This window comes from Streptomyces sp. ID05-26A (assembly GCF_033794685.1).
Classification (GTDB): Bacteria; Actinomycetota; Actinomycetes; order Mycobacteriales; family Pseudonocardiaceae; genus Lentzea.
The window spans coordinates 2,531,414-2,557,702 of sequence record NZ_JARAYZ010000001.1 but is presented as its reverse complement, the minus strand read 5'-3'; the positions used below and the strand labels follow the sequence as shown (position 1 = coordinate 2,557,702).

The following is a 26,289-nucleotide window of genomic DNA, read 5'->3' as shown; positions in this document are numbered from 1 at the left end:
TTCTAGTCTTCCCCTCCTGCGCGGGTCCCCGTCCCGCGGTCGGTCATGAACGCCGGAACCGTGCGCTCGTAGTCCTGCACGAAGCGCTCGAACAGTTCCGCGAAAAGCTTGTAGTCCTCGTCCGGCCACTCGGCGAACATCCGCTCGATGGCCTCGTTGCGCTGCCGGCGCCGGTTCTTGATGAGCGTGCGTCCCGCCTCTGTCACCGCGAGAACGCTGGCTCGGCCGTCGGCCGGATCAGCGTGCCTCTCCACGAGCCCGTCCTTGACCAGCGCGGCCACCTGCCTGCTGACCGTGGACGGGTCGGAGAGCACCGCCTCCGCGAGCGCGCTCGAACGACATTCCCCGAGACCGGAGAGCGTCGCGAGGAGCACGAAGGCGGACTTGTCCATGCCCTGCTTGGCCATCTGGTGCGCGACCTGGGCGTGCATCTTGTTCAGCCGCACCATCGCCATGCCGACCCGGTCCGCGAGCTCGTGCTCGGGGCCGACGTCGACGGCGAAGCCTGTGCACCTGCCCGGATCGACCATCTGACACCTCGTTGCTTGTATCACCCAACTAGTTGCTCGGTACAAGCATCCATCCCGGTCCATCGAATTGCAAGTGAGTTCCGAGTCTCACTCCACAGAGGAGTGGTATGGACGCGGGCCGTAGTGGTTACCGATGAGTAGCCTCACGGGTTACTCGCCGGTAGCATCCCTCTCATGAGCCAAGACGTGTCGTTCGTCGCCGATGCCATGAAGCAGGCCGTGCCCTACGTGAAGACCACGGGCATCGAGTTCGAGGAGGTCTCGGCCGGCCGCGTCGTCGCCTCGCTGCCGGACACCCCGGAGCTGCACAACCACATCGGCGGGCCGCACGCCGCCATGATGTTCGGCCTCGGCGAGTCCGCGTCCGGCGCCGTCGTGATGGCCGCGTTCGCCGCGCACCTCGGCAAGGCCACGCCACTCGCCGTCCGCGCGGACATCGCCTACAAGAAGATCGCGATGGGCCCGATGCGCGCGGAGGCCGTGCTGGGACGCTCCGCGGACGAGGTCCTGGCCGAGCTGGAGTCCGGCACGCGGCCCGAGTTCCCCGTGACGATCACGATCACCAACGCCGAGGGCGTGACCACCGGTGAGATGACCGTCGTCTGGACGCTGAAGCCCGCCCGCTGAACTGGGCGTCTCCGTATTTCGGTTCGGAATCGAAGTGAACCGATCCGATCGAAATACGTAACCTTGGCCACACCCCTGCGAGCAGGCAGTATGCGGGGCTATGTCGGGGTGGAGAAGTGTGGGCGGAGTCGTGCTGGTCCTGCTCACCGCAGGATGTGCCGCGCAGGTGCAGCAGTCGAGGCCTGTCGCCGTCGAGAAGCCGGTGGAGGACACACCGGTGACCGCGTCGTCGACGTCGGCCACCGTGCCGCCGGCCCAGCTCGGCATCAGCGTGGCGTCGATCGTCGACGGCCGCTCCGTGATGCTCTCCGACGGCTCGAAGGCCGAGGTCAGCGGCCTGGCTCAGCCAGGACCGTGCTGGGCTGACGCCGCCGCCGGATTCGCCAAGGCCATGCTGCAGGGCCAGCAGGTCCGCTACGACCGCGCGACCGGCGCGCTCAGCCTCACCGACGGCACCGACTACGCGTTGCTCGCGATCGGCAACGGCGCCGGCCGCGTCACCGGCACCCCGACGCCGGGCCAGCGGGAGGCCGAAGGGGCCGCGCAGCGCGTCCCGATGGGGCTGTGGGGAGCACCGTGCGGCGGCAAGGACGCCCTGGAGACCTCCACTCCCCCGCCTCCGCCGCCACCACCTCCGGCCCCGACCACCACGACGAAGCCGCCCGCACCGCCCAAGCCGAAGCCCGTCTTCTACGCGACCTGCGACGACGCGCGCAGGGCAGGCGCGGCGCCGCTCTACTGGGGTCAGCCGGGCTACCGCATCGAACTCGACGAGAACCGCAACGGCGTCGCCTGCGAATCCCGCTACCGCTGACCGGCGCGCAATAACCTCAGCGGCATGAAGCTGGACAGCAGTGCCGTCGACTACACCCCCGGTGACGCCGGGGCCATCGCGAAGCAGGCGGAGGACCGGGGCTACGACGGGTTCTGGCTCGCCGAGACCAAGCACGACCCGTTCCTCGCGCTGGCCGGTGCCGCCGCGGCGACCGAGCGGATCGAGCTCGGCACGGCGATCGCGGTGGCGTTCGCGCGCAACCCGATGACCGTCGCGACCACGGCGAACGACCTCCGGCTGCTGTCGGGGGGCCGCTTCAACCTCGGGCTGGGCTCGCAGGTCGAGGCCCACATCACCAAGCGCTTCTCGATGCCGTGGAGCAAACCCGCCGCGCGCATGCGCGAGTTCGTGCTGGCGATCCGTGCGATCTGGCACGCCTGGGAGACCGGCGAGCGGCTGGCGTTCCGCGGTGAGTTCTACAAGCACACGCTGATGACGCCGTTCTTCGACCCGGGCCCGAACCCGCACGGGACCGCGCCGATCTACCTCGCGGGTGTCGGCGGGCTGATGACCGAGGTGGCGGGTGAGGTCGCGGACGGCTTCCTGTGCCACAACTTCACGACCGAGCGGTATCTGCGCGAGGTGACGCTGCCGGCGCTGGCGCGGGGGCGGGAGAAGGCCGGGAAGACGCTGGAGGGCTTCGAGATCAGCGGCCCGGTGTTCGCCGCGACGAACGACCAGGAGGTCGCGGACGTCAAGCGGCAGATCGCGTTCTACGGGTCGACCCCCGCGTACCGGCCGGTGCTGGACCTGCACGGGTGGGGCGAGCTGCACGAGGAGCTGCACCGCATGTCACGGCGGCAGCAGTGGGCGGAGATGAGCGAGTTGATCACGGACGAGGTGCTGGCCGAGTTCTGCGTCCTCGGCACCCCGGAGACCGTCACGACCGCGCTTCTGGACCGTTACGGCGATGTCGTCACCAGGATCTCTCCGTCGACGAGCGCCGTTCAGCGCCCGGAGAAGTGACTCAGACCCTGTCGTGCCAGCTCCGCGTGGAACCCGCGGAGTTCGGCGCGCACCCTCGCGACGCCCTGCTTGCGGATCCATCGGCGTCTGCCGACGTTGGCCGCGGTCAGGGCGAACGGTAGCGCCAACAGGGTCAGCACCAACATCATGATCATCTTGTCTCCTCAGGGGTTGCGAACAAGCAACGACCAATCGAGACGTCGCTTACGGTACCGGCTCGAACGCCACCCAGGTGGAGCAAAGTCACCGACAGCAAGTCAGTTCTTGACTAATTTTGTTTTCGGTGCGACCTTGGGTCCATGTTCGAAGTGGCGGTGATCGAAGACCCGTCCGCGGCCGAGGTGTCGCTGGACCCGGTGCGGGCACGTCTGCTCGCGGAGCTGGTGGAGCCCGGATCGGCGACGATGCTCGCCGCGAAGGTCGGGCTGCCCCGGCAGAAGGTGAACTACCACCTGCGCACGCTGGAGCAGCACGGCCTGGTGGAGCTCGTCGAGGAACGGCGCAAGGGCAACGTGAACGAACGCCTGCTCCAGGCGACCGCCGCGTCCTACGTCATCTCGCCGACCGCGCTCGCGGCCGTGCAGCCCGACCCGGCGCGTTCGCCCGATCGGTTGTCCGCCCGGTGGTTGCTGGCGGTCTCGGCCAGGCTGGTGCGCGACGTCGGCACGTTGATCACGGGCGCGACCAGGGCGAAGAAGCGGCTCGCGACCTTCGCGCTGGACGGTGAGGTCCGGTTCGCCACGGCGGCGGACCGCGCGGCGTTCGCGGAGGAGCTCGCCGGGTTCATGACGCAGCTGGTCGCCAAGTACCACGACGAACAGGCAGAAGGAGGGCGTCCGCACCGCGTCGTCGTCGCCCTGCATCCGAGCGTGAACGCCAACGCGTCCAAGGAGGACGAGTCGTGACCCACGAGTTCGAGATCAGCAAGGAAGTCGAGGTCGACGGAACCCCGGAGCAGGTCTGGGACGCCATCGCGACCGGACCGGGCATCGACTCGTGGTTCATGGGACCGCACACCGTCGACGGCCGCGTGGGCGGCCGCATGTCGCTCGACCTCGGCTTCTTCCAGGAGTCCTCGACGATCACGGCCTGGGAGCCGGGCAAGCACTTCGCCTACGCCACAGAGAAGGGCGAGGACGGCACGTTCCACGCCATGGAGTACCTGATCGAGGGCCGTGACCAGGGCAGCACGGTGCTGCGGTTCGTGCACACCGGCATCCTCGCCGACGGCTGGGGCGACGAGTTCGTCGACCAGCAGTCGAAGGGCTGGGACATGTACCTGTTCACGATGGCCCAGTACGTGAAGCACTTCACGGGCAGGCCCGGCACGTACGTGTTCGCCCAGTGGCCGGAGCAGCCGGAGGGCGCGAACAACTGGCCGGTGCTGCTCAGGGCGCTCGGCGTGCCCGAAGGCGCTCAGGTCGGCGACGAGGTCGTGCTGGAACCGTTCGGCGTCAACGGTGTCGTCGACTACCTGGTCGAGAACGACCTGCACAACTTCCTCGGCGTGCGCGGGCCGGAGGGCATCTACCGGTTCCACGGCACCAACGCCGTCGGCCACCACCTCTTCGGTGACACGACCGGGCAAAGCGAGAAGTGGCAGGCGTTCCTGAATCAGACCGTCGGCGGGCAGACCTCGTAGACGTAGTCCTCGTGCCCGTACGGCACCACGTTCCGGTCGCGGCGGATGACGGAGACCCGTCCGCCGCGATCGGTGCAGGACTTCCGGAAACCCTCGTCGGTGTACTCGATCTGGAAGAAGTCGTTGCCGAACGCGTCCTGGTAGGACCGGCACTCGTCATTCGCCTGGCAGTCCTCGGCGATGGCGAAGTCGAAGCCGATCTCCTTCTTGCCCGCCTGGCCCAGTTCGGCGGTGTTCTTCTGCGCGACGGCCAGACCCTGTTCGTGCGCGTACTGGACGAACGACTTCATGAACTCCTTGGTGGCGTTGAGGTCGAACGCCCCCTCGGCCCTCGTGTAGGAGTCGAGGTTGTCCGGCTCCACGCCCTTGAAGAACGACGTCTTGCAGTCCTTGATCCACTTCTTCTGGATCTCCAGGATCCTGTTCCGCTTGTCGCCCGTGGAGATGTCGAGGATGCCCTCGGCCCACTCCGGATCGATCGCGACCTCACCGTTCGACTTCTTGACCAGCAGGTCGTCGTGGTTCTTGCGCCACCAGTCGAGCCCGCCGTCCATCGTGCCCGGCTGCGTCTGCAACGCGTTGAGGTAGCAGATGTTGTACCGCCGGCCGTCGATGATCTTGCTGCGGTCGCGCACCACGATCTTGACCGGCACGTCCGGCTGGTAGGCGCCGCCGAGCTGGTAGTCGAGCTGCCCTCCGGCGGGCGGCAACTCGCGCGGCGGCATGTCCGGCTCGCTCGAGCACGACGTGACGAGCAGGAGCAGAACGGCAACGGCCGCAACGGGTTTCATCAGGGTACGGAGATCCACGTGTCGACAAACCTCTTCGGGTAGAACGAGTGTCGAGCGGAACAGCCTGCTCCACCAAGTGTCTCACCAGCGTGAGGCACGAGTTACGCCGTTGGGCGGCCATGACCCCCAGGTGCGGCGGGTAAGCCTTCTCCATGCGCTGGTTGCTGCTGATCGTCCTGCTGACCGGCTGTTCCGCGATCCCCCTGTCCTCCGCGGGACCACAGGTGGACCGGGTACCGCAGGGCACCCTCGACGCCGTCACCGCGCGCACGTCGCTCGCGGCCCTGCCAGTCAACACGCCGGGACGCCTCGACGGCTACGTCCGCGACTGCTCCAAGGGCAAGGCGTGCGTCTTCGGCCAGCCGTGGTTCGACACCGACGGCGACGGCTGCGACCAACGCAGCCAGGTCCTGGCCCGCGATCTGACCGGCGTGGAACGCAAACCGGGCCGCTGCGGCGTCCAGGCCGGCACGCTCGACGACCCCTACACGGGCACGAGCGTGACCGGTGTGTCGAAGATTCAGATCGACCACGTGGTGCCGTTGGCCGAGATGTGGCGCAGCGGCGCGGCTTCGTGGGCGCCCGAGCAGCGCCTGGCCGCGGCCAACGACCTGCGCAACCTCGTCGCGGTGTCCGGGAAGGTCAACCAGTCGAAGAGCGACAAGACGCCCGACGAGTGGATGCCGCCCAACGCCGGTTACGCGTGCTCGTACGGGCGGATCTACGTGACGGTGAAGGCCGCCTACGGGCTTTCGGTGGCACCGGCGGAACGCGCGGCGCTCGACCGGGCGCTCACGACGTGCGGCTGAGTTCTTCCTCCGCCGCGACCCGCCGAGCCGTCCACTCCCGGTCGATCTCCTCAGGACGCTTGTGCCCGCACTCGACGAAGTTGCCCTCTTCGTCGGTGACGTCCACGTCGTACGAACAGTTCTCGACGTAGATGGTCACGTTCTCGATCCCGGCGGCACGCTCCTTGTCGTTCGCGTGGTACTCGACGTCGAATGCGAGCTTCTCGCCGTTGTTGTCCGTGCGAATGCACAACATCTCGTCGCGTTCGAGCCAGCGGTCCTGACCCCAAGGCTCGAGCCAGACGACGAGCCATCTCGAAGAGCCGTTCCTGATGTGCATCACAGCCATGGGCGGAGCCTAGACAATGCGGAAGGGCCAGGTCAGCGAGTGACCTGGCCCTTCCGTCTCACCGAGCCGCCTATCGGAATCGAACCGATGACCTGCTCATTACGAGTGAGCTGCTCTGGCCGACTGAGCTAAGGCGGCGAGACGCGATAACTATAACCGACCCGCAACCGCGTTACTCACGGGGGTCGGCATCGTTGTACGGACCGTGACCGACGTCACCACCTCCTAACCGCCAGGGAGAGGTTCATGCGCCGTTCGTTGTCCGTGCCGCTGGCCGGGTTGCTGCTCGCGCTCGTCGCGGCTCCCGCGCTCGCGCAGCCTCCGACCACTCCGGTGCCGGGGCCGCGCGATCCGAACCAGCCGCCGGCGTCGGCGCCGAACGGGCCTCAGCCTCTCGCGCACGCCGTCGGTGATGCCGGGACCGGGTTGAGCGTGGTCCGGCTCGGGCCGCAGGGGGTGCCCACGAACACGATCCTGCCCGGGTTCGGCGAGCAGTTGCCCAAGCAGTCGGTGACCGAGTTCGGGCTGGGGCTCGCCAGTGCGCAGGTCAACACCGAGGCGTTCCTGAGCACCGAGCGGGTGGTCACGCAGGCCAACCCGTTCGGGTTCGCGGTGGCGGGGCGGTCGCCGCAGTCGCCGCGGACGCTGGTGCAGACGGCGATTCCGGACAACCCTCAGCCGACGAACGGTGGGCTGCCGATTCCGGAGACGCCGCTCGCGAGGCTCAAGGTGCTCAACGGCAGCGTGCACGCCCGGTGGGACGAGAAGGTCGGGCCCTGCGTCAGTCCGCTGGCCACGGCGAAGACCTCGTTGGCGGGACTGGAGGTGCTCAGCGCGCTGCCGGCCGAGGTGCCGTTGCCGGTGAAGACCAGCCTGATCAGCATCCCGGACGCGTTCGAGGCCAGCTCGGTCGTCAAGCTCGTCGACCTGCCTGGCAGCAAGAACAAGGCGGTCGAGTCGACGTCGACGATGCGGGCGGTCAGCGTCGAGCTCGCGGGTGGCGTCAAGATCGACGTCGCCACCCCTCCGACGCTCACCGTCACCGCGACCGGGGACGAGGCGACGTCGAAGATCACGTACACCGCGCCGGTGCTCAAAGTGAGCCAGAACGGCAAGGAGCTCGGCACGCTCGACGCCGCGCACCCGACGCTCGACATCCCGTTGTTGCTGGACCTGGTCGTGATCAAGCTGCAGATCGCGGGGCTCAACGAGAAGAAGGCCGCGTTCACCGGCAACGGGTTCAGCGGGTTCCAGCTCGGGGCCACGGCCCGGATGCTCGACGTGCAGGTGCTGCCGACCGACAAGCTGAAGCTGCCGAACCTGCCGTCGGCGCTCGCGCAGATCTCGCTCGGCGAGCAGATCGTCCGGGCCGCGGCGCCGCAGGGTGGCGTGATCTGCGGGACCTCCCAGCCACCGACGACCGTGCCCGCGCAGCCCGGTGCACCGGCGGCGCCACCCAAGGGGGCGCCGCCGCTGGCCTACACGAACGCCGCGTACAACTCGATCCCGTTGTTCTGGACCGGCACGGCGTTGCTGCTCGCGGGTGTGGTGATCTTCGCGGCGCTGCCCGCGAGGCGTGAGAAGTCCTAGGGCACCATCCAGCCGAGCACCGGGGTCGACTGCAGGTAGGCGATGACGCACATCGCCAGCAACAGCAGGAGACTCCAGCCGAAGACCTTGCGGAACAGGTCTCCCTCACGGCCGACCAGACCGGCGGCGGCCGTGCCGATGGCGAGGTTCTGCGGCGAGATCATCTTCGCCATCACGCCACCGGAGCTGTTCGAGGCGCCGAACAGGAACGGTGACGCGCCGAGTTGTTGTGCCGCAGTGACTTGCAGACCGCCGAACAACGCGTTGGAGCCCGCGTCCGTGCCGGTGATCGCGACGCCGAACCAGCCCACGACCGGTGACAGGAACGCGAAGAACGCGCCGGTCCCCGCGAGCCAGAGGCCCAGAGTCGTGATCTGGCCCGAGTAGTTCATGACGTACGACAGCGAGAACACCGCGAGGATCGCCACGATCGCCCAGCTGAACTGCCTGATCGTGCGGCCGTAGATCTCCAAGCCCTTGCGCGCGTTGATCCCCAGCAGCACCAACGTGATCAGGCCCGACACGAACAGCAACGTGCCCGTCGCGGACGCCCAGTTCAGCGCGTACTCGACCTTGATCGGCTTGCCGTTCGGCGCGACGAGGTGCATGCCGGGCCACGCGAACTTGTACGTCAGCGAGTCGAGGAACTTCTTCACCGGCACGATCTGCGCCACCGAGAAGATCGCCACGATGATCGCGTACGGACTGAAGGCCATGACCACGTCCCGCCGTGAGTCGGCGACAGACCCACCGGCGATGACCGGCGGGATCGAGCGTTCCGGCTGCCAGACCCGCACCAGCGCGATCAACGCGAGCACCGAGACGACGGCCGCGATGATGTCGCACAGCTTGTAGGACCAGAAGTTCGAGACCAGGTACTGCGTGATCGCGAACGAGCCGCCCGCCACCAGCGCGGCCGGCCAGGCCTGCTTGACGCCTCGCCTGCCGTCCACCACGAAGATCAGCACGAACGGCACCAGCAACGCGAGGATCGGCACCTGACGGCCGGTCATCGCGCCGAACGTGTCCGCCGGCAGCCCGGTGACCGTGTTCAGCACCGTGATCGGGTTGCCCATACCGCCGAACGCCACCGGCGCGGTGTCCGCGATCAACGCCAGCGCCACCGCCTTCATCGGGTCGACACCGAGCGCGATCAGCATGACCGAGCAGATCGCGACCGGACCTCCGCCTCCCGCGAGGGCTTCGAGCAACGCGCCGAACGAGAACGCGATGACGATCGCCTGCACGCGCTGGTCGTCGGAGATCGAGCTGAACGACCGCCGCAGCACGTTGAAGTGTCCGCTGTGGATGGTCAGGTTGTAGATCCAGATGGCGTTGAACGTGATCCACAGGACCACGAGCACGCTGGTCGCCGCGCCGAACGCCGCCGAGTTGAGCGCCTGGCCGAGCGGCATCGAGTAGCCGAACAGCGCGACGCCGATCGCGAGCACGAGGGCGGTCAGCCCCGCCCAGTGAGCTTTCCACTTGAGACCGCCGAGCAGCACGAGCACGGCGACGAGCGGTATCAACGCGAGAAGTGCCGACAGGAACAGTGACCCTGTCGGGTTCGGGTTCTGCTGGTACACCAAGGCCGCCTTTCACACACCTGAACACGTCTCCGGCGGCGGGGAGACTGCGGGCTTGTTCCGTTCCACGGAACGTAGTTCCATGGTCGGCGGACATGGTGTCACTCCGCCGCCCCGATCGGAAGGCACGCCCCAGATGCAGATCAGGCACTCGACCAACCCGGCGCAGTTGCCGGGCTTCGACACGGACGGGCTGCGGCAGCACTACCTCGTCGACGACCTCTTCGTACCGGGTGAGATCCGGACCGTCTACACGCACGAGGACCGCATCGTCCTGGGCGGAGCGACCCCGAAACCGGGCGAACCGCTCAAACTGGAAAGCGCTTCCCCGTTGCGCTCGCAGCACTTCCTCGAACGACGCGAACTCGCCGTGGTCGTCATCCGCGGGACCGGGACGATTACCGTGGCGGGAACCGAGTTCGAACTCGGTACGCGCGACTGCCTCTACGTCGGCCAGGGCTCGACGGACGTCGAGTTCCACGCCGCCGGCGAGGACACCCGCTTCTACCTCTTCTCGACGCCCTCGCACGCCTCGCACCCGACCTCCGTCGCCCGCTACGACGAGGTCGACGTGGTGAACATGGGCGACCAGAGCACGGCGAACGTCCGCGAGATCCGCAAGTTCGTGCACGCGGACGGCATCCGCTCGTCGCAACTGGTGCTCGGCGTGACGTCGCTGGCGCCGGGCAGCGTCTGGAACACCATGCCGCCGCACACCCACGACCGCCGCACCGAGTGCTACCTCTACTTCGACCTGCCGGAGGAGCACCGCGTGATCCACCTGTGCGGCGAACCGCAGAACACGCGGAACATCTTGGTGCGCAACGAGGAAGCGGTCATCTCCCCGTCGTGGTCCGTCCACAGTGGAGCGGGAACGCACTCGTACACGTTCGTCTGGGCCATGGGCGGCGAGAACCAGGCCTACGACGACATGGACCAGGTCGCCGTGACGGAGCTCCGATGAACTTCTCCCTCGAAGGCAAGACGGCTCTCGTGACCGGCGCCCGCACGGGCATCGGCCGCGCCATCGCCCGCGGCCTGCACGACGCGGGCGCGCGGTTGGTCCTCGTCGGCCGCGGTGACCTGTCGGACGTGGCACCCGCCGTGGCCACGGTCTCGGTGGACCTGGCGGACCCGGCGTCCGTCGAGCCCGCGCTCGCACCGGTCCTGGCCGAGCACCGCGTCGACGTCCTGGTCAACAACGCCGGCACCATCCACCGGGGCGCCGCCGTCGACGTCCCGCTGTCCGACTGGCAGCGGATCATGGCGGTGAACCTCGACTCGGCGTTCGAGATCTCGAAGCTCTGCGGCCGTCAGATGATCGCCAACGGCGGCGGCAAGGTCGTGAACATCGCGTCCCTGTTGTCGTTCCAGGGCGGCATCCTCGTCTCGGCCTACACCGCCTCGAAGCACGCCCTGGTCGGCATGACCAAGCTGCTCGCGAACGAGTGGGCGGGGTCGAACGTGCAGGTGAACGCCATCGCCCCTGGCTACGTCGAAACGAACAACACGGCTCCGCTGAAGGCCGACCCCGACCGCGAGCAGGCGATCCGCACCCGGATCCCGGCGGGTCGCTGGGGCACGCCGGAAGATCTCGTGGGCCCGGCTGTCTTCCTTTCGTCCGCCGCGTCCGATTATGTGACCGGACACGTTCTGGTCGTGGATGGAGGCTGGCTGGCGAGATGACCGACACCGCCGTCGAAAAAACGCTCGCCGTGCTGGAGGCGCTCGCCGACCACACGCGCATCACGGACATCGCGCGGGTGACCGGCCTGCCGAAGTCGACGGTCCACCGCCTCCTGCAGGCGATGGTGGACCGCGGCTTCGCGACCCCGGGGCCGGACGGCTACCTGACGGGCCCGCGCGTGCTGGCCCTGGCAGGCAAGGTCCTGCGGCCGCTGGACACGGTGGAGCGAGCGCGGCCGGCCCTGCGCGCACTGCAGCAGTCGACGGACTGCACAGTGCACCTGGCCGTGCTCTTCGGCGACGAACTGGTCTACGTGGACAAGATCGAGGCCGACAAGCCGTACCGGATGGCGTCCCGCCTGGGCATGTCACTGCCGGCCCACGGCACCGCCATCGGCAAGGCCGTGCTGGCCTCGTTCTCCACGTCCGAACTGGACGCCTACGTCGCCCGCACCGGCTTGCCGGGCCGCACCCCGCGCACGATCACCTCGCCCGCCCGCCTGATCTCGCAGCTCAGGCGGGTGCGGCGGTCGCGGTTCGCACTCGACGACGAGGAGAACGAGGTGGGTGTCCGCTGCGTCGGCTCCGCGATCCGGGACCACTCGGGCGCGGTGATCGGCGGGCTGTCGGCGTCCTCCCTGGCGATGGAGCACTCGCTGCCCGAGTTGATCGCGCTCGGGCCGCGGGTGCTGCGGGCGGCGGACGAGGTGTCCGCCGCGCTGGGGTGGCTCTGAGCGCGGTCAGCCCCGGTGCAGCGTCGTCACCATCGCCTCGATGGCGATCCGCGGCTTCACGTTGACCCCGATCGCCTCCCGGCACGCCAGCACGGCCTCGATCCGCCGCAGGATCGACTCGGACGACCACTGCGCCGCGGCAGTGCGGGAGTCCTGGGACCGGTCCGGGTGCATCAGCGCGGCCTCCGACCCGGTCTTGGTCACCAGCGCGTCCCGGTAGAAACCGGCCAGGTCGACCAGCGCCGTGTCCAGCGAGTCGCGCTGCGTCCGGGTCGCGCGGGACTTCTGCCGCTTCTCCAGGTCCTTCAACGCGCCCTTGGCGCCACGGGTGGCGGCGGCGGTGCCCTTGCCGGTGCCACCGGCGCCCATCGCGGTCTCCAGGGCCTCGCGCTCGGCCTCGTTGCGCGACTCGTTGGCGGTGGAGGCGTCCTCCTCGGCGGCTTTGATCAGCTCGTCCGCGCAGGTGAAGACGTCGGCGGGCTTGCGCAGCGCCAGCGGGATCCGCAGCACGGACTCGCGCCGGGAACGTGACTGCTCGTCCGCGGCCAGCCGGCGGGCACGGCCCACGTGGCCACCGCACACCGAAGCGGCCCACGAAGCCATCTCCGGCGACACCCCGTCGACGGCCTCCAGGGCCGAGGCGATGGCGGCGGGCCGGGGCGAGCCCAGCGACACGAGCCGGCACCGGGAGCGGATGGTCACCGACACGTCGTCGGGGTGGTCGGAAGGCGCGCACAACAGGAAGACCGTGCGCGCCGGCGGTTCCTCGACGGCCTTCAGCAGTGCGTTGGCCGCGCCCTCGGTGAGGCGGTCCGCGTCCTCGATGATCACGACCTGCCAGCGGCCCGAGGTGGGGCGGCGGGCGGAGATCTGGACCAGCGAGCGCATCTCGGCGACGGAGATCGACAGGCCTTCGGGCGCCACCACGCGCACGTCGGCGTGCGTGCCGTGCAACGTCGTGCGGCATCCGCTGCACTCTCCGCAGCCGGGACGGTCGTCCGTCACGACGCACTGCAGCGCGCCGGCGAAGGCGCGGGCGGTGGACGAACGGCCTGAGCCGGGCGGGCCGGTGAACAGCCAGGCGTGGGTCATCACGCCGGGAGCGGGGGTGCCGCCCGCGACGATCGTGGCCGCGGCCTCCGCGGACGCCGACAGGGTCGCCACCGCGTCGGGCTGGCCGACCACCTCGTCCCACACGCTCATGGGTGCAGTCTTCCAGCGGGCGGTCAGACGACGGCTTGCGGGACCGCGCGCCTGCGCCTGGCCAGCAACGGGACCACGGCCGAGCGGACCCGGTCGGCCACCTCGTCGGTGTCGCCGACGGCCTCGACCACGACGTAGCGGTCCGGTGCGGCGGCGGCCATCTCGCTCAGCAGCCGCTGGACGCGCCAGTGGTGTTCCGGGCCGATGCCCTTGCCGTCCACCGCCGGGCGGTCCAGCAGGATCGTCAGATCCGGGCGCAGCCGGCCGGTGGCCCAGTCGACCAGGCCTTCGAGTTCCTGGTGTTCCAGCGAGCTCGTCGCGGTGAAGTGTGCGAGCGGCGAGTCGACGTAGCGCTCCATCACCACGATGGAGCCGCCTTCGAGCGCGGGACGCACCTGCCGTTCGACGACATCGGCGCGTACGGCGGCGGCTACGAGAGCCTGCGCGCGCACGCCTGCCAACTCGGCGGACGACAGCATCGTGCGCAGACGACGTTCGTCGTGTTCGGGGTCGGCGGCCAGCAGCACGTCGAGGCCCTCCGCGCGCAACGCGGCGGCCAGGCGGCGGGCCTGCACCGAGGTGTCCTCGCGGGTGTCGCCCTCGACGGCGATCAGCATGCCCTTGGTGTGCCGACGGCCGCGGATCGCCGCGAACAGCGACGACAACACAGGTTCCTCGCGCCGGTCGTCCATCTGCCGGTACGCGACGAGGCCCAGCACGATCGCGATCACGGCACCGCCGACCATCACCGGACGGCTCGCGTCGACCTCCATCGGGTGACCGAACACGCTGACCTGCCGCTTCTGCAGCAACGTGAGCAGCAGCGGCGCGCCGGCCGAGGCACCGAACAGCACGACCTTCAGCAACGTCTGGATCAGCGCGACCGTGCGGCCGCGCATGTCGTCCTCGACCTGCGAGCCCACGATCGTGAGGCCCGTCAGGAACGCCACGCCCGCGCACGCACCGACCAGTGCCACCGTCAGCAGCGCGATCCACAAGTGTGGAGCGAACGCGACCAGCGCGAGAGAGATACCGGCGAGCACGATCGTGACGCCGAACAGACGGTTGTAGGCGAGGCGCTGAGCCAGCCGCGGTGCCGTCGCCATGCCCACCGCGAGCCCGAGGAACACGGCCACGAACAGCAGGCCGAACGTCGAGGCCCCGCCCAGCAGCGACAACGCGTAGAGCTTGGCCGTCCCGATCACGACACCGGCCGCGGCGAACGCGCCGATCATGCCGATGAGCAGGCCGCGGACCAGCGGCGTCTTGCCGGCGAACCTCAGGCCGTCGCGGAACATCGCGACGAACCCGAGCTTGTCCTCGTCGTCCTTCTTGCGGGTCGAGGAGACGCGGCCGGAGAGTTCCGGCAGGCGGGTCGCCACCAGGATCGCCGAGGTGAAGTACAGCAGTCCGTTGATCACCACCGCGATCGTCGCGATGGTGAACTCCAGGTTCCCGCCCTGCAGGTTCAGGTACGCGGGGATGCCCGAGATCAGCGAGTAGAGGCCGAAGCCGCTGATCGTGGAGATGCCGTAGGTCATCACGAGGCCGAGCTGGTTCGCCGACTCCACCTGGTCCGGGCGGCGCAGCAGGTTCGGGACCGCCGACTCCTTGGCCGGGATCCACAGCATCGCGCAGCAGCCGACCAGGAAGTTCGCGACGAAGAGCCAGATCGGGGAGCCGACCAGCGCGATCGAGATGAACAACGAGCCGCGCAGGACGTCGCAGACGACCATGACCTTGCGGCGGTCGAACTTGTCCGCGAGCACGCCGCCGATCGGCGCGAAGAGGATGCCCGGCAACAGCTGGGTGAGCACGACCAGCGGCAGCGCGAACGACTGCCACTCGTAGCTCTTCATCATCGTGGAGACCAGACCGGTCAACGCGAGCAGTGACAGCCAGTCACCAACGCTGCACAGGTAGGTGACGAGCCAGAGCCGCCGGAACGGGCGGATGGCGAGTACCGATCGAAGCCGGTGAACCGTGGACACGCTGGACTGGGCCTGCCCTGCCTGGCCTGCCTCGGTCGCCGGTGTGTCCGCGTCCTGAATTTCAGTCACCCCTAAGTCGCCACTCCCGTGCGGTCAGCGTAACCGGATGTGGTGAGTCAGGTTGGCGGACTCAGGGCACGGCTAGCTGAAGATCGCTCCGAGAATGCCGACGAGGACCAGCACGAAGAACCCGATGACGAGCAGGCAGCCGAGGAACGCGGCCACGCCACTCGTCTGCCGCGCGGGTTGCTGCTGTTGCTGTTGTTGTTGGGGCGCAGACATTTGGTACGTCGGAGCGAACTGCTGCGGAGCGTACTGGTGAGGGGCCTGCGGCGCCTGGGCACGCGGCCGCCGCTGCTCCCGCCGCATCTGCGTGTGGATCGCCTGACGCATCTCCTCGGTCGGCGTGGGAGGTGTAGGCACCACCACACGTGACCTGACCGACGTCCATTGAGGAGAGACGAAGCTGTCGGCCGTCACCAACCCCGCGACGGAGTCGGGGAACAGCCGGGGAGGCGGCGGGGCCTGAGTCCCGTCGGGTCCGAACTCGTTGATCGGCACCGCCACCCCCTCGGGTTCAGCTCTTGGACTTGGCCGGAGCCTTCTTGGCCGCGGGCTTCTTCGCCGCCGCCGGCTTCTTGGCCGGAGCCTTCTTCTTGACCGGCCCCTTGGCGCGCTTCTCGGCCAGCAGTTCGGCCGCGCGCTCGTCGGTGATCGACTCGACGCTGTCGGTCTTGCGCAGCGACGCGTTCGCCTCACCGTCGGTGACGTACGGGCCGAAGCGGCCCTCCTTGATCACCATCGGCTTGCCGGACACCGGGTCGTTGCCCATCTCGCGCAACGGCGGTGCGGCGGCGGCACGGCCGCGCTTCTTCGGCTCCGAGTAGATCTTCAGGGCCTCTTCCAGCGTGACCGTGAAGATCTGGGCCTCGTCGACCAGCGACCGCGAGTCCGTGCCCTTCTTCAGGTACGGGCCGTAGCGGCCGTTCTGCGCGGTGATCTCGGCGCCCGTCTCCGGGTCCTTGCCGACCACGCGCGGCAGCGAGAGCAGCTTCAGCGCGTCGTCGATCGTGATCGTGTCCAGCGCCATCGACTTGAACAGCGAGCCGGTGCGCGGCTTCGGGGCCTTCGCCTTGGACGTCGAGCCGTTCTCGGCCGGCTCCGGCAGGACCTCGGTCACGTACGGGCCGAAGCGGCCCTCCTTGGCCACGATCTCGTTGCCCGAGACCGGGTCGGTGCCCAGGGATCGGCCTTCCTGCGGCGTCGAGAAGAGCTTCTCGGCGATCTCCGCGGACAGCTCGTCCGGCGCCAGGTCGTCCTGCACGTTCGCGCGCTGCGCGGCGCCGTCGACCTCGCGCTCGAGGTACGGGCCGAAGCGGCCGACGCGCACGACGACCGTGCGGCCCTCGGCGTCGCTGAACAGCGGGATCGAGTTGACCTCGCGCGGGTCGATGTCCTCGACACCCGTGCCGACCAGCTTCTTCAGCCCGCCGGACCGGCCGATCGAGCCGTCCGGGCCGATGCTGCCGCCGAAGTAGAACCCGGACAGCCAGTTCGTGCGGCCCTGACGACCGGCGGCGATGCCGTCGAGCTCGTCTTCGAGAGCCGCGGTGAAGTCGTAGTCGACCAGGCGGCCGAAGTGCTGCTCCAGCAGCCCGACCACGGCGAACGCGACCCACGACGGCACAAGGGCCGCGCCCTTCTTCCACACGTAGCCGCGGTCCTGCACGGTGCTGATGATCGACGAGTAGGTGGAGGGACGGCCGATGCCGAGCTCCTCCATCGTCTTGATCAGCGACGGCTCGGTGTAGCGCGAGGGCGGCGAGGTGGAGTGACCGTCCGCGGACAGCTCCGCGATCGTCAGGTCCTGGTCCTTGACCAGCAGCGGCAGGCGCGACTCCGCGTCATCCGACTCGCCACCGGCCTCGGCGTCGACGGTCTCGACGTAGGCCTTGAGGAAGCCGGCGAACGTGATCGTGCGGCCGGACGCGGCGAACGTGACCTCCTGGCCCGTGGCGGCACGGCCCTGGATGCGGATGCTGGTCGTGTTGCCCCGCGCGTCGGCCATCTGGGACGCGATCGTGCGCTGCCAGACCATCTCGTAGAGCTTGAACTCGTCCGAGTCGAGCTCGGCGGCCACCTGACCAGGCGTGCGGAAGACCTCTCCGGCCGGCCTGATCGCCTCGTGGGCCTCCTGCGCGTTCTTGACCTTGCGCGTGTACTGGCGGGGCTTGTCCGAGACGTACTGGGCGCCGTACAGGTCCGTCGCCTGGGCACGCGCCGCGTTGATCGCGGTCTCCGACAGCGTCGTGCTGTCGGTACGCATGTAGGTGATGTAGCCGTTCTCGTACAGCTTCTGCGCCGTGCGCATCGTGCGGTCGGCGGAGAACCGCAGCTTGCGGCCCGCCTCCTGCTGCAGCGTCGAGGTCATGAACGGCGGGTACGGCTTGCGCGTGTACGGCTTCTCCTCGACCGAGGAGACCTTGACCGGCGCGTTCTGCAGCCCGGCGGCGATGGCGCGGGCCTGCGTCTCGTCCAGCACGGTGACGTCGGACTTGCCGGTCAGCTTGCCGTCCGAGCCGAAGTCACGGCCCGTCGCGAGCCTCGTGCCGTCGACGGCCACGAGACGCGCGCCGAACTGACGCGGCGTGGCGTCGGCACCGGCGTCCATCTGCGCGGAGATGTCCCAGTAGCTCGCGGAGACGAACTTCATCCGCTCGCGTTCGCGCTCCACGACCAGACGGGTCGCCACGGACTGCACGCGGCCCGCCGAGAGCTTCGGCATGACCTTCTTCCACAGGACCGGGCTGACCTCGTAGCCGTAGAGGCGGTCGAGGATGCGGCGGGTCTCCTGCGCGTCGACCAGGTCCTGGTCGAGGTCGCGGGGGTTGGCCGCGGCGGCCTGGATCGCGGACTCGGTGATCTCGTGGAACACCATCCGGCGGACCGGGACCTTGGGCTTCAGCGTCTCGAGGAGGTGCCAGGCGATGGCCTCACCCTCGCGGTCACCGTCTGTCGCGAGGTAGAGCTCGTCGACGTCCTTGAGGGCTTCCTTGAGCTCCGTGACCAGCGACTTCTTGTCGGCGGAGACCACGTAGAGGGGCTCGAAGTCGTGGTCGACGTCGACGCCGAGCCTGGCCCAGGCCTGGCCCTTGAACTTCGCGGGGACGTCGGCGGCACCGCGCGGCAGGTCCCGGATGTGTCCCCTGGAGGACTCCACGACGAAGTTGGCGCCGAGGTATGAGGCGATCTTGCGCGCCTTCGTGGGCGACTCGACGATCACCAGTCGTCGGGTGCTGCCCCCGCCTCCGCTGCTCTTCTTCGCCCGTGTCGATCCAGCCACTCGCCGTCCCGCTCTCTTCCAAACCCGGTTCCCAGGCCCGCCAGTGTTGCCCAGCGTCGGCCGAAAAGCACACCATCCGTCGTGTGTCTGCGACGCCTGTACGACGAGACAGAGTGACACAACCTTGCCGGACCGCCCGCTCAGGCTGCCGGCCAGGTGCTCATCGCCACTCCCTGCGGTGGGCTTCCGACCAGCTCAGCGAGCCGCGCCAGCCGTCGCCGGCCGGTCACCCGCAACGCCGGTGCCCCTACCAGGGTGCACGGAAGTCCGGATGCGAGCAGGGCATTTTGCAACGGCAGGTGTGTCTGCGGTGCGTTGGGGTCCAAACCGAGCAGGTAGGCGGACTCCATCCAGCTGCCCGCGGCGAGCGCCCAGACGCGCAGCACTGCTCCGTTCAGCTCGAAGTCCGCGGGCACCGTTTTGACGGATCCGTCCAGCCAGCGGGCGGCCAGAGGGGTGAGATCCGTGCGGAACGGCGTGCGGACGAAGTGCGTGCCCGCCTCGTTGACGCACAGCTCGGTGGTGACGCCGCGCTCGGCGCACGCCTGCTTGAGGGGACGCAGCCGCCAGTCGTCGCGCAGCTCGGTGTACACGCGGGCGGCTGTACCGCGCGCGAAGCTGACGGCCTGACCCGGCCCGCAGAGGAAGCCGGCGAGGTCCGCCTTGGCCGGGCTGCGCGCCTCGGCCGAGAAGAAGGACAGCTGCCCAACCACGGCCAACAGGGTAGAACACACGTTCGACTGTGGCCAGTGGTGCTGTTGTTACAGGTTCGCGCCCCTGAGCGCGTCACAAGATCGGGACTTGCCCAGCGCGCCGGCGTACTTCGGTCGTTTCTGCAGCTCCTGGAAAGTCGCGCGGAGATCCTCCGGGCTGGTCACGACGTTGGTGTCGGCCAGCACCTTCTCGGCGTTGTCCCAGAACTGCGCGTTCGCCTCCAGCGCCCGCACCGGCGCCTGCGCGTCGCTGTACGACTTCGCGGACTGCGTGACGAACGCGACCAGCCGGTCGTGCACGTCCTCGAGATCGGCCTCGGGCGCGCCGAGCTCCTTCAGCTTCTTCTCGGCGGCCGTGAACGCCGTGGCGTTGGAGGTGACGAGCCGGACGTACGCCTCCTTGACCGCGCCGGGGTTCGCCGCATCCTGTTTGCGCAGCTCCAGGCCCGCTTCAGCACCCGGAGCGACACCGCCGCAGAACGCGTCCACCCACTGGGTCTGGGCGTCGGTGATCGGCTTGTCCGCGTCCGTTCCGCAGGCGGTCAGCACGACGGAACCGGTCAGCAGGGCGGCGAGCAGACGTGTCCTCACCGGGTCCATCTTGCTCGGGCCGGCACCCGCCGTTCCGAGCACACCTCGTCGCGCGGAAGGCCGGGTCACCGAACAGCACCCGTTCGAGTGACCCGGCCTGCCTATTACCGCTGGTCAGGAGCTGGGAGGTGACGCCTGCAGGCCCTTGCAGTTCGACGCCTTCTGCGCCGCTCCCGCGAGGCCCGTCTCGTCGAACTTCTTCTGCACGTCGGCGCCCGCCTTCTCCAGTTCGCCCGCCTTCCCGATCATCTCGGTGAAGGCGGTGACGACCTGGGTCGAGTCGGTGGACGAGTCCAGCTTCGACTTGGTGTCCGCGAGCAGGGTCCTGATCTGACCCATGCCGTCCTGGGCGGCGGTGGCCAGTTCCTTCGACTTCGGGTGGGGGCCGTCCTCGAGCCCCTTGAGGTCCGCGATCGACCTGTCGACCGCGGTGACCTTCGAACCGAGCCAGTCCGACAGACCCGTCTTGAGCTTCGACGGGTCCGTCATGTCGATCGGCGGCTCGTCCGACATGGCCTTCACGGTGCCGTCGACGGCGCCGCAGACCTTGTCCATCCACGCCACCACGTCCGCCTCGCTGGCGGCGGGTGCGGGTGAACCTCCGCTGCTGCACGCGGTGACCGCGAGCAGACAGCTCGTCATGACTGCGATGAGAGAGCGGCGCATGAGCCGGAAGCTACTCCGAACGGTCTTGCTCAGCTCGTCGGCGTGACGTTGAGGCGCTGCATCTCCTGGCACTTCGGCGCGGACTGCGTGGCCGTCTGCAGCTCCGGGACGTCCTTGAGGTCGCGCAGCGGGTCCGCGAGCTCGGAGAGCTTGGCGATGGCCTCCCCGGCGGCCTGGAGGCCTCCGGTGGCGTTGTTGGCGTCCGCCTGCTCGACCTTGACCTTGGCGTCGGCGAACAAGGTGCTGAGCGACGTGAACGTCTCTCCCAGCTTGGTGACGGCCTGCTCACCGCCCGCGACGGGCGACGGGCCGACGTTCTTCAGGCTCTCGGCCGACTTCGCGAACGCGTCGGCGAGCTGACCCATGTACGCGGCCATCTCGGCCTTGAGCTTGCCGGGGTCGCCGGGGTCGACCTTGGGGGCGGTCTTCTCGACCTTGGCGAACTCGGAGGCGGCGCCGCACACCTTGTCCATGTAGGCGACGGCGGCGGCGTCGGCCGAACCGCTGGTGGGCGTCGGTGAGGTGCCGGAGTTGCCGCCGTTGGTGCACCCGGCCAGCGCGAGGGCGGCTACAGCGGCGGTGGCGACGAGGCTGCGCCTCATGTCGGAACTCCTCGGTCGGGGTACGTCGGGGGAAGACCCGAACGTACCCCGACCGGAGGCTGTCGAACTACGCGGCGCCGTTGCTCATGGACTCCGCGGGGGTGTCCGTGATCGAGGTGCCACGGCGCTTGGACACGACCACCGCACCGACGATGATCAGGGTCGCGACCACCGCGATCGCGATCCGGATCGGGTCGGACGCGCTGTCACCGATGGAGAAGGTGACGATGGCGGGCGCGATCAGCACCGAGACCAGGTTCATCACCTTGATCAGCGGGTTGATGGCCGGGCCGGCCGTGTCCTTGAACGGGTCGCCGACGGTGTCGCCGATGACCGTGGCGGCGTGGGCGTCGGAGCCCTTGCCGCCGTGGTGGCCGTCCTCGACCAGCTTCTTGGCGTTGTCCCAGGCACCACCGGAGTTGGCCAGGAAGACCGCCATGAGCGTGCCGGTCGCGATCGCGCCGGCGAGGTACCCGGCCAGCGGGCCGACGCCGAGGCCGAAGCCGACGGCGACCGGGGCGAGCACGGCCATCAGACCGGGGGTCGCGAGCTCGCGCAACGAGTCCCTGGTGCAGATGTCGACGACGCGGCCGTACTCCGGCTTCACCGAGTAGTCCATGATGCCGGGGTTCTCGCGGAACTGGCGGCGCACCTCGAACACGATGGCACCGGCCGCGCGCGTCACGGCGTTGATCGCGAGACCCGAGAACATGAAGACGACGGCCGCACCGATGACGATGCCGACCAGGACGTTCGGCGAGAACACGACGAAGTCCGTGAAGTCCAGGGCGGTCTGCCCGGCCTTCGACAGCGCCTGGGAGATGGCGTCCTGGTAGGAGCCGAACAGCGCGGTCGCGGCGAGAACCGCCGTCGCGATCGCGATGCCCTTGGTGATGGCCTTGGTGGTGTTGCCGACCGCGTCGAGCTCCGTGAGGATCTGCGCGCCCTCGCCGTGCACGTCACCGGACATCTCGGCGATGCCCTGCGCGTTGTCCGAGACCGGGCCGAAGGTGTCCATCGCGACGATGACGCCGACGGTCGTGAGAAGACCACAACCGGCCAACGCGATCGCGAACAGGGAGACGACGACCGAACCGGACAGCAGGAACGCGCCGTAGACGGCGGCACCGATGACCAGCGCGGTGTAGACGGCCGACTCGAAACCGACCGAGATGCCGGACAGGATGACCGTGGCCGCACCGGTCCGCGAGGTCTCGCCGACCTCCTTGACCGGCTTGTGGTCGGTGCCGGTGTAGTAGCCGGTCAGCCAGAGGATGATGCCGGCCAGCACGATGCCGATGATCACCGCGACGGACGCGATGAGCGCCGGGTTGCCGGTGTCCGCCTTGACCGAGTCGCTGATGCCGTTGAGGTCCGCGAAGGAGCTCGGCAGGTACAGGAACGCCGCGATGGTGCACAGCACCGCGGAGATGACCGCGGAGATGTAGAAGGCGCGGTTGATGGCCGCGAGGCCGTTCTCGCCCGCCTTCGCCTTGGTCGTGTAGACGCCGATGACCGCGGTCAGCACGCCGATCGCGGGAACGATCAGAGGGAAGAGCAGCCCCTGCACGCCGAACGCCGCGGTACCGAGGATCAGCGACGCGACGAGCGTCACGGCGTAGGACTCGAAGAGGTCCGCGGCCATGCCGGCGCAGTCACCGACGTTGTCGCCCACGTTGTCCGCGATGGTCGCGGCGTTGCGCGGGTCGTCCTCGGGGATGCCCTGCTCGACCTTGCCGACGAGGTCGGCGCCGACGTCGGCGGCCTTGGTGAAGATGCCGCCACCGACACGCATGAACATCGCGAGCAGCGCGGCACCGAAACCGAAGCCCTCCAGGACCTTCGGGGCCTGACCGGCGTAGACGAGCACGACGAGCGCCGCGCCGAAGAGGCCGAGACCGACCGTCATCATGCCGACCACGCCGCCGGTGCGGAACGCGATGCGCGTCGCCTTTTCGCGACCGCCTTCTTCGTTCGCTGCGGCGGCGACACGCACGTTGGCGCGCGTGGACAACCACATGCCCAGGTAGCCGATGGTCGCCGAGAACACGGCACCGACGATGAAGAACAAAGATCGGCCGATTCGTTCGGCCAAATCATCTGCCGGTAGCGCGAACAGCAGCACGAACACGATCACGACAAAAATGCCGAGCGTCCGGAACTGCCGGTTGAGGTAGGCCGCTGCGCCCTCCTGAACCGCCTTGGCGATGTCCTGCATCTTGGGGGTGCCCTGGCCCGCGGCCAGCACCTCCTTGAGCAGCACGTACCCGACGGCGAGAGCAGCCAGGGCGACCACGGCGACCACGGCTACGACGCCGCGATCACCCCCGGAGAGCTCGAGGCCCTCCGCGAGGAAATGCCGGGACATCCGTCCTCCTGGTGAGTTGCCATGTGCAGCGCCAAGGCAGACCAGCCGCCCAGCGCGACGTGACGCATCCCTCATTGGATGCGATGAGCGGGGAGTCTAGGGGTTGGTTGCAACGAGGCAACGAAACGTCCCGATCCGTGCACACACCGTTATCTGCGCAGGAAGTCGAGCATGGCCCAGCCGGGACTGTCGGTGGTGTATGCGAAGCTCGGACCCGTGGTGGATCAGGGACGGCGGCTGCTGGACCGCGTGCTGGCGGGTGTGCCCGCCGGGGAGTCACCCCTCACGCACGCACGTGATCTGCCGTTGCGGCAGGCAGATCACGTGGACTGGCCTGCGTGGACCGCGCCCGCGGTCGTCGAGGCGTTCGTCGAGATCGGCGTGCGCGAGCCGTGGCGGCACCAGGTCGAGGCCGCGTCGCTGGCGTGGTCCGGACAGCACGTGGTCCTCGCGACCGGCACGGCGTCGGGCAAGTCACTTGCCTACCAGTTGCCCGTGCTTTCCACTCTTTTGGCGGACACGAAGGCCACCGCGCTCTACCTGTCGCCGACCAAAGCCCTTGGGGCGGACCAGCTCCGGTCGCTCGAGGAACTGGGGATCAAGGGCGTGCGCGCGTCGGCCTACGACGGCGACACCCCGATGGCCGAACGCGACTGGGTCAAGGCCCACGCGAACTGGGTCTTCACCAATCCGGACATGCTGCACCGCGGAATCCTTCCGCAGCACCCGAAATGGCTGCGGTTCTTCCGGCGGCTGAAGTACGTGGTGATCGACGAGTGCCATTCCTATCGCGGCGTTTTCGGTTCGCACGTGGCGTTGTTGATGCGACGGTTGCGGAGGGTCGCGCGGAAATACGGTGCGAATCCGATCTTCGTTTTGGCATCGGCCACTGTGGCTGATCCTTCTGGATCCGCTCAACGATTGCTCGGCGTCCCCGTTTCCGCTGTCGTGGACGACTTTTCGCCGCGTGCGTCGCGCACGGTCGCGTTGTGGGAACCCCCACTGACCTCTCTGGAGGGTGAGAACGGGGCGCCGGTCCGACGCTCGGCGGGCGCGGAGACGTCGCGGATCCTGGCCGACCTGGTCGTCGAGGGTGCCCGGTCACTGGCCTTCGTGCGCTCGCGCCGCGGTGCCGAGCTGACGGCGCTGGCCACCCAGCGGATTCTGTCCGAAGTGGACAGTGAGCTGCCGCCCAGGGTGGCCGCGTACCGGGGCGGGTTCCTGCCGGAGGAGCGGCGGGCCCTCGAAAAGGCGCTGTCCACGGGCGACCTGCTCGGCGTCGCGACCACGAACGCGCTGGAGCTCGGCGTAGACATCGCCGGCCTGGACGCGGTGGTGGTGGCCGGCTTCCCCGGCACTCTGGCGTCGTTCTGGCAGCAGGCGGGCCGTGCGGGCAGGTCCGGCGACAGCGCGCTGGTCGTCTTCGTGGCCCGCGACGACCCGTTGGACACGTACCTGGTGCACAACCCGGCCGCGGTGCTGGACCGCCCGGTCGAGGCGACGGTGCTCGACCCGCTGAACCCGTACGTGCTGGGCCCTCAGCTCGCGTGCGCGGCGTCCGAGATGCCGTTGACACCGGCCTGCCTGGACGACTTCGGCGGCCCCCTCGCGGAGGCCGTCCTCGCCGAGCTCGTGGCGGAGAAACTGCTGCGCAAACGGCCTGCCGGCTGGTACTGGGCATCGCACGAACGGCCGCACGCGGGTGTGGACATCCGCGGCTCCGGCGGCGAGCAGGTGGCCGTCGTGGAGGCGGACTCGGGCCGCATGCTCGGCACGGTCGACCCCGGATCCGCGAGTTGGCAGGTGCATCCCGGCGCCGTGTACCTGCACCAAGGTCGTTCTTACGTCGTCGACGACCTCGACCTGGAGAGCGGCCTCGCGATGGTGCACCGCGAAGACCCGGAGTGGACGACGCAACCGCGTGACTGCGTCGACATCACCGTGGTCCGCGAGGTCGAACGCACCGACTTCGACGGCGTGTCCGTGTCGCTCGGCGAGGTGGAGGTGACGACCCAGGTCGTCGGCTACCTGCGCCGCCTGCCCTCCGGCGTGGTGCTCGACCAGATCCCGCTGGACCTGCCCGAGCAGACCCTGCGGACCCGAGCGGTCTGGTACTCGGTCGACGAGTCCCTGCTGCTCGCTGCAGGTGTGGAGGCCAAACGGGTCCCCGGAGCCCTGCACGCCGCCGAACACGCGGCGATCGGCCTATTACCGCTGTTCGCGACGTGCGACAGATGGGACATCGGCGGGGTGTCGACGGCCGCGCACCCGGACACGGGGATGCCGACGGTCTTCGTGCACGACGGCCACCCCGGCGGCGCGGGCTTCGCCGACCGGGGCCATTCGGCGTTGCGGGCGTGGCTGTCGGCGACGCGGGCGGCGATCAGTGCCTGCGCGTGCCCGATGGGCTGCCCGTCGTGCGTGCAGTCGCCCAAGTGCGGCAACGGCAACGACCCGCTGGACAAGGCCGGTGCCGTGCTGGTGCTGGACGTGGTGCTGGGCAAAATCGCCTGACTGCCCGGCCTGCTTGTGGTTACGGTGGCGGGGTGAACGCCTGCTGCTGCAACGCCACCGATCGGACCCGTCGCGCCTAGGCGTGGCTGAGCCGGACCCCGTCGTGCCCTTGCACGACCGGCCCGCGCCCGTCGCGCCTTTGCGCGGCTGGACCTGCTGGCCCTGCCGTCGCGC

25 protein-coding genes and 1 tRNA gene are annotated in these 26,289 nt (G+C 69.0%); 11 read left to right on the top strand and 15 right to left on the bottom strand.

Annotation, left to right across the window (positions count from 1 at the left end):
- Positions 1-2: 2 nt before the first annotated feature.
- Entirely contained in the window at positions 3-530 is a 528-nt protein-coding gene (locus tag PV646_RS12665; RefSeq protein WP_500341602.1) for a MarR family winged helix-turn-helix transcriptional regulator, read from the bottom strand.
- A gap of 174 nt (positions 531-704) precedes the next feature.
- Here PV646_RS12665 and PV646_RS12660 point away from each other — a divergent pair, with 174 nt between their 5' ends.
- The 3 genes from PV646_RS12660 (at position 705) to PV646_RS12650 (ending at position 2,958) form a co-directional block, all read left to right on the top strand.
- A complete protein-coding gene (locus PV646_RS12660; protein ID WP_500341601.1) occupies positions 705-1,157 on the top strand; it encodes a DUF4442 domain-containing protein in 453 nt (150 codons plus the stop codon).
- A gap of 118 nt (positions 1,158-1,275) precedes the next feature.
- Positions 1,276-1,971 carry an excalibur calcium-binding domain-containing protein gene (locus PV646_RS12655; RefSeq protein WP_500341600.1) on the top strand — a complete coding sequence of 232 codons (696 nt, stop codon included), beginning with the start codon at positions 1,276-1,278 and terminating at the stop codon, positions 1,969-1,971.
- 24 nt (positions 1,972-1,995) lie between these two features.
- A complete protein-coding gene (locus tag PV646_RS12650) occupies positions 1,996-2,958 on the top strand; it encodes a TIGR03617 family F420-dependent LLM class oxidoreductase (protein ID WP_500341599.1) in 963 nt (320 codons plus the stop codon).
- Here the strand turns inward: PV646_RS12650 and PV646_RS12645 are convergent.
- Positions 2,940-3,113: a hypothetical protein gene (locus PV646_RS12645; protein ID WP_500341598.1), complete on the bottom strand. Its 174-nt coding sequence runs from the start codon at positions 3,111-3,113 to the stop codon at positions 2,940-2,942. The two genes, PV646_RS12650 and PV646_RS12645, sit on opposite strands and share 19 nt — an antisense overlap.
- 144 nt (positions 3,114-3,257) lie before the next feature.
- Here PV646_RS12645 and PV646_RS12640 point away from each other — a divergent pair, with 144 nt between their 5' ends.
- Together PV646_RS12640 and PV646_RS12635 are read left to right on the top strand one after the other, a co-directional pair.
- Positions 3,258-3,863: an ArsR/SmtB family transcription factor gene (locus PV646_RS12640; RefSeq protein ID WP_189156329.1), complete on the top strand. Its 606-nt coding sequence runs from the start codon at positions 3,258-3,260 to the stop codon at positions 3,861-3,863.
- Positions 3,860-4,600, top strand: coding sequence for an SRPBCC family protein (locus PV646_RS12635; RefSeq protein WP_500341597.1), 741 nt, complete (start codon positions 3,860-3,862; stop codon positions 4,598-4,600). The genes PV646_RS12640 and PV646_RS12635 overlap by 4 nt, the downstream gene beginning before the upstream one ends.
- Here PV646_RS12635 and PV646_RS12630 read toward each other — a convergent pair.
- A complete protein-coding gene (locus PV646_RS12630) occupies positions 4,573-5,391 on the bottom strand; it encodes an endo alpha-1,4 polygalactosaminidase (RefSeq protein WP_500341596.1) in 819 nt (272 codons plus the stop codon). The two genes, PV646_RS12635 and PV646_RS12630, sit on opposite strands and share 28 nt — an antisense overlap.
- 152 nt (positions 5,392-5,543) lie before the next feature.
- Here PV646_RS12630 and PV646_RS12625 point away from each other — a divergent pair, with 152 nt between their 5' ends.
- Complete coding sequence (locus tag PV646_RS12625) at positions 5,544-6,200, top strand: HNH endonuclease family protein (RefSeq protein ID WP_500341595.1); 657 nt, start codon at positions 5,544-5,546, stop codon at positions 6,198-6,200.
- On the opposite strand, the gene PV646_RS12620 is transcribed toward PV646_RS12625, so the two are convergent.
- On the bottom strand, positions 6,184-6,528 hold the full coding sequence (locus tag PV646_RS12620; protein WP_500341594.1) for a hypothetical protein: 345 nt from the start codon (positions 6,526-6,528) through the stop codon (positions 6,184-6,186). The two genes, PV646_RS12625 and PV646_RS12620, sit on opposite strands and share 17 nt — an antisense overlap.
- A 64-nt stretch (positions 6,529-6,592) precedes the next feature.
- Positions 6,593-6,666, bottom strand: a tRNA-Thr gene (locus tag PV646_RS12615).
- Positions 6,667-6,774: 108 nt separating this feature from the next.
- Here PV646_RS12615 and PV646_RS12610 point away from each other — a divergent pair.
- On the top strand, positions 6,775-8,118 hold the full coding sequence (locus PV646_RS12610; protein ID WP_500341593.1) for a hypothetical protein: 1,344 nt from the start codon (positions 6,775-6,777) through the stop codon (positions 8,116-8,118).
- Here the strand turns inward: PV646_RS12610 and PV646_RS12605 are convergent.
- Positions 8,115-9,704 carry an L-lactate permease gene (locus tag PV646_RS12605; protein WP_500341592.1) on the bottom strand — a complete coding sequence of 530 codons (1,590 nt, stop codon included), beginning with the start codon at positions 9,702-9,704 and terminating at the stop codon, positions 8,115-8,117. The genes PV646_RS12610 and PV646_RS12605 overlap by 4 nt on opposite strands.
- Before the next feature lie 136 nt (positions 9,705-9,840).
- On the opposite strand from PV646_RS12605, the gene kduI reads away from it, so the two are divergent.
- From kduI to PV646_RS12590, 3 genes are read left to right on the top strand one after another with little or no spacing between them, the layout of a single operon-like run.
- Complete coding sequence (kduI, locus tag PV646_RS12600; RefSeq protein WP_500341591.1) at positions 9,841-10,668, top strand: 5-dehydro-4-deoxy-D-glucuronate isomerase; 828 nt, start codon at positions 9,841-9,843, stop codon at positions 10,666-10,668.
- Complete coding sequence (locus PV646_RS12595; RefSeq protein WP_500341590.1) at positions 10,665-11,390, top strand: SDR family oxidoreductase; 726 nt, start codon at positions 10,665-10,667, stop codon at positions 11,388-11,390. The genes kduI and PV646_RS12595 overlap by 4 nt, the downstream gene beginning before the upstream one ends.
- Positions 11,387-12,124, top strand: coding sequence for an IclR family transcriptional regulator (locus PV646_RS12590; RefSeq protein ID WP_500341589.1), 738 nt, complete (start codon positions 11,387-11,389; stop codon positions 12,122-12,124). The genes PV646_RS12595 and PV646_RS12590 overlap by 4 nt, the downstream gene beginning before the upstream one ends.
- Positions 12,125-12,130: 6 nt before the next feature.
- Here PV646_RS12590 and PV646_RS12585 read toward each other — a convergent pair whose 3' ends face one another.
- The 9 genes from PV646_RS12585 to PV646_RS12545 form a co-directional block, all read right to left on the bottom strand.
- Positions 12,131-13,327: a DNA polymerase III subunit delta' gene (locus tag PV646_RS12585; protein ID WP_500341588.1), complete on the bottom strand. Its 1,197-nt coding sequence runs from the start codon at positions 13,325-13,327 to the stop codon at positions 12,131-12,133.
- Between the two features lie 23 nt (positions 13,328-13,350).
- The gene (locus PV646_RS12580) at positions 13,351-15,387 is read right to left on the bottom strand and encodes a bifunctional MFS transporter/dTMP kinase (protein WP_500341587.1); all 2,037 of its coding nucleotides are present in this window, start codon (positions 15,385-15,387) and stop codon (positions 13,351-13,353) included.
- A gap of 72 nt (positions 15,388-15,459) precedes the next feature.
- A complete protein-coding gene (locus tag PV646_RS12575; RefSeq protein ID WP_500341586.1) occupies positions 15,460-15,879 on the bottom strand; it encodes a hypothetical protein in 420 nt (139 codons plus the stop codon).
- A gap of 16 nt (positions 15,880-15,895) precedes the next feature.
- On the bottom strand, positions 15,896-18,661 hold the full coding sequence (gene topA, locus PV646_RS12570) for a type I DNA topoisomerase (RefSeq protein ID WP_500341585.1): 2,766 nt from the start codon (positions 18,659-18,661) through the stop codon (positions 15,896-15,898).
- A gap of 140 nt (positions 18,662-18,801) precedes the next feature.
- A complete protein-coding gene (locus PV646_RS12565) occupies positions 18,802-19,374 on the bottom strand; it encodes a hypothetical protein (protein ID WP_500341584.1) in 573 nt (190 codons plus the stop codon).
- Positions 19,375-19,422: 48 nt separating this feature from the next.
- On the bottom strand, positions 19,423-19,965 hold the full coding sequence (locus tag PV646_RS12560) for a hypothetical protein (RefSeq protein WP_500341583.1): 543 nt from the start codon (positions 19,963-19,965) through the stop codon (positions 19,423-19,425).
- 114 nt (positions 19,966-20,079) lie between these two features.
- Positions 20,080-20,631, bottom strand: a complete 552-nt coding sequence (locus PV646_RS12555) for a hypothetical protein (RefSeq protein ID WP_500341582.1) — start codon at positions 20,629-20,631, stop codon at positions 20,080-20,082.
- 29 nt (positions 20,632-20,660) lie between these two features.
- The gene (locus tag PV646_RS12550; RefSeq protein ID WP_500341581.1) at positions 20,661-21,233 is read right to left on the bottom strand and encodes a hypothetical protein; all 573 of its coding nucleotides are present in this window, start codon (positions 21,231-21,233) and stop codon (positions 20,661-20,663) included.
- 67 nt (positions 21,234-21,300) lie between these two features.
- Positions 21,301-23,601 (bottom strand): sodium-translocating pyrophosphatase, encoded by a 2,301-nt coding sequence (locus tag PV646_RS12545; RefSeq protein WP_500341580.1) that lies wholly within the window; start codon positions 23,599-23,601, stop codon positions 21,301-21,303.
- A gap of 171 nt (positions 23,602-23,772) precedes the next feature.
- Between PV646_RS12545 and PV646_RS12540 the strand changes: the two genes are divergently transcribed.
- Positions 23,773-26,115, top strand: a complete 2,343-nt coding sequence (locus PV646_RS12540; protein WP_500341579.1) for a DEAD/DEAH box helicase — start codon at positions 23,773-23,775, stop codon at positions 26,113-26,115.
- Positions 26,116-26,289: the final 174 nt, after the last annotated feature.

Bases quoted from the DNA above. Each gene is read 5' to 3' on its own strand.
- PV646_RS12630 (WP_500341596.1), bottom strand. From the start codon at position 5,391: ATGAAACCCGTTGCGGCCGTTGCCGTTCTGCTCCTGCTCGTCACGTCG.
- PV646_RS12555 (WP_500341582.1), bottom strand. From the start codon at position 20,631: ATGCGCCGCTCTCTCATCGCAGTCATGACGAGCTGTCTGCTCGCGGTC.
- PV646_RS12640 (WP_189156329.1), top strand. From the start codon at position 3,258: ATGTTCGAAGTGGCGGTGATCGAAGACCCGTCCGCGGCCGAGGTGTCG.
- PV646_RS12540 (WP_500341579.1), top strand. From the start codon at position 23,773: ATGGCCCAGCCGGGACTGTCGGTGGTGTATGCGAAGCTCGGACCCGTG.
- PV646_RS12595 (WP_500341590.1), top strand. From the start codon at position 10,665: ATGAACTTCTCCCTCGAAGGCAAGACGGCTCTCGTGACCGGCGCCCGC.
- PV646_RS12665 (WP_500341602.1), bottom strand. From the start codon at position 530: ATGGTCGATCCGGGCAGGTGCACAGGCTTCGCCGTCGACGTCGGCCCC.
- PV646_RS12620 (WP_500341594.1), bottom strand. From the start codon at position 6,528: ATGGCTGTGATGCACATCAGGAACGGCTCTTCGAGATGGCTCGTCGTC.
- PV646_RS12645 (WP_500341598.1), bottom strand. From the start codon at position 3,113: ATGATCATGATGTTGGTGCTGACCCTGTTGGCGCTACCGTTCGCCCTG.
- kduI (WP_500341591.1), top strand. From the start codon at position 9,841: ATGCAGATCAGGCACTCGACCAACCCGGCGCAGTTGCCGGGCTTCGAC.
- PV646_RS12585 (WP_500341588.1), bottom strand. From the start codon at position 13,327: ATGAGCGTGTGGGACGAGGTGGTCGGCCAGCCCGACGCGGTGGCGACC.
- PV646_RS12550 (WP_500341581.1), bottom strand. From the start codon at position 21,233: ATGAGGCGCAGCCTCGTCGCCACCGCCGCTGTAGCCGCCCTCGCGCTG.
- PV646_RS12545 (WP_500341580.1), bottom strand. From the start codon at position 23,601: ATGTCCCGGCATTTCCTCGCGGAGGGCCTCGAGCTCTCCGGGGGTGAT.
- PV646_RS12650 (WP_500341599.1), top strand. From the start codon at position 1,996: ATGAAGCTGGACAGCAGTGCCGTCGACTACACCCCCGGTGACGCCGGG.
- PV646_RS12590 (WP_500341589.1), top strand. From the start codon at position 11,387: ATGACCGACACCGCCGTCGAAAAAACGCTCGCCGTGCTGGAGGCGCTC.
- PV646_RS12660 (WP_500341601.1), top strand. From the start codon at position 705: ATGAGCCAAGACGTGTCGTTCGTCGCCGATGCCATGAAGCAGGCCGTG.
- PV646_RS12625 (WP_500341595.1), top strand. From the start codon at position 5,544: ATGCGCTGGTTGCTGCTGATCGTCCTGCTGACCGGCTGTTCCGCGATC.
- PV646_RS12610 (WP_500341593.1), top strand. From the start codon at position 6,775: ATGCGCCGTTCGTTGTCCGTGCCGCTGGCCGGGTTGCTGCTCGCGCTC.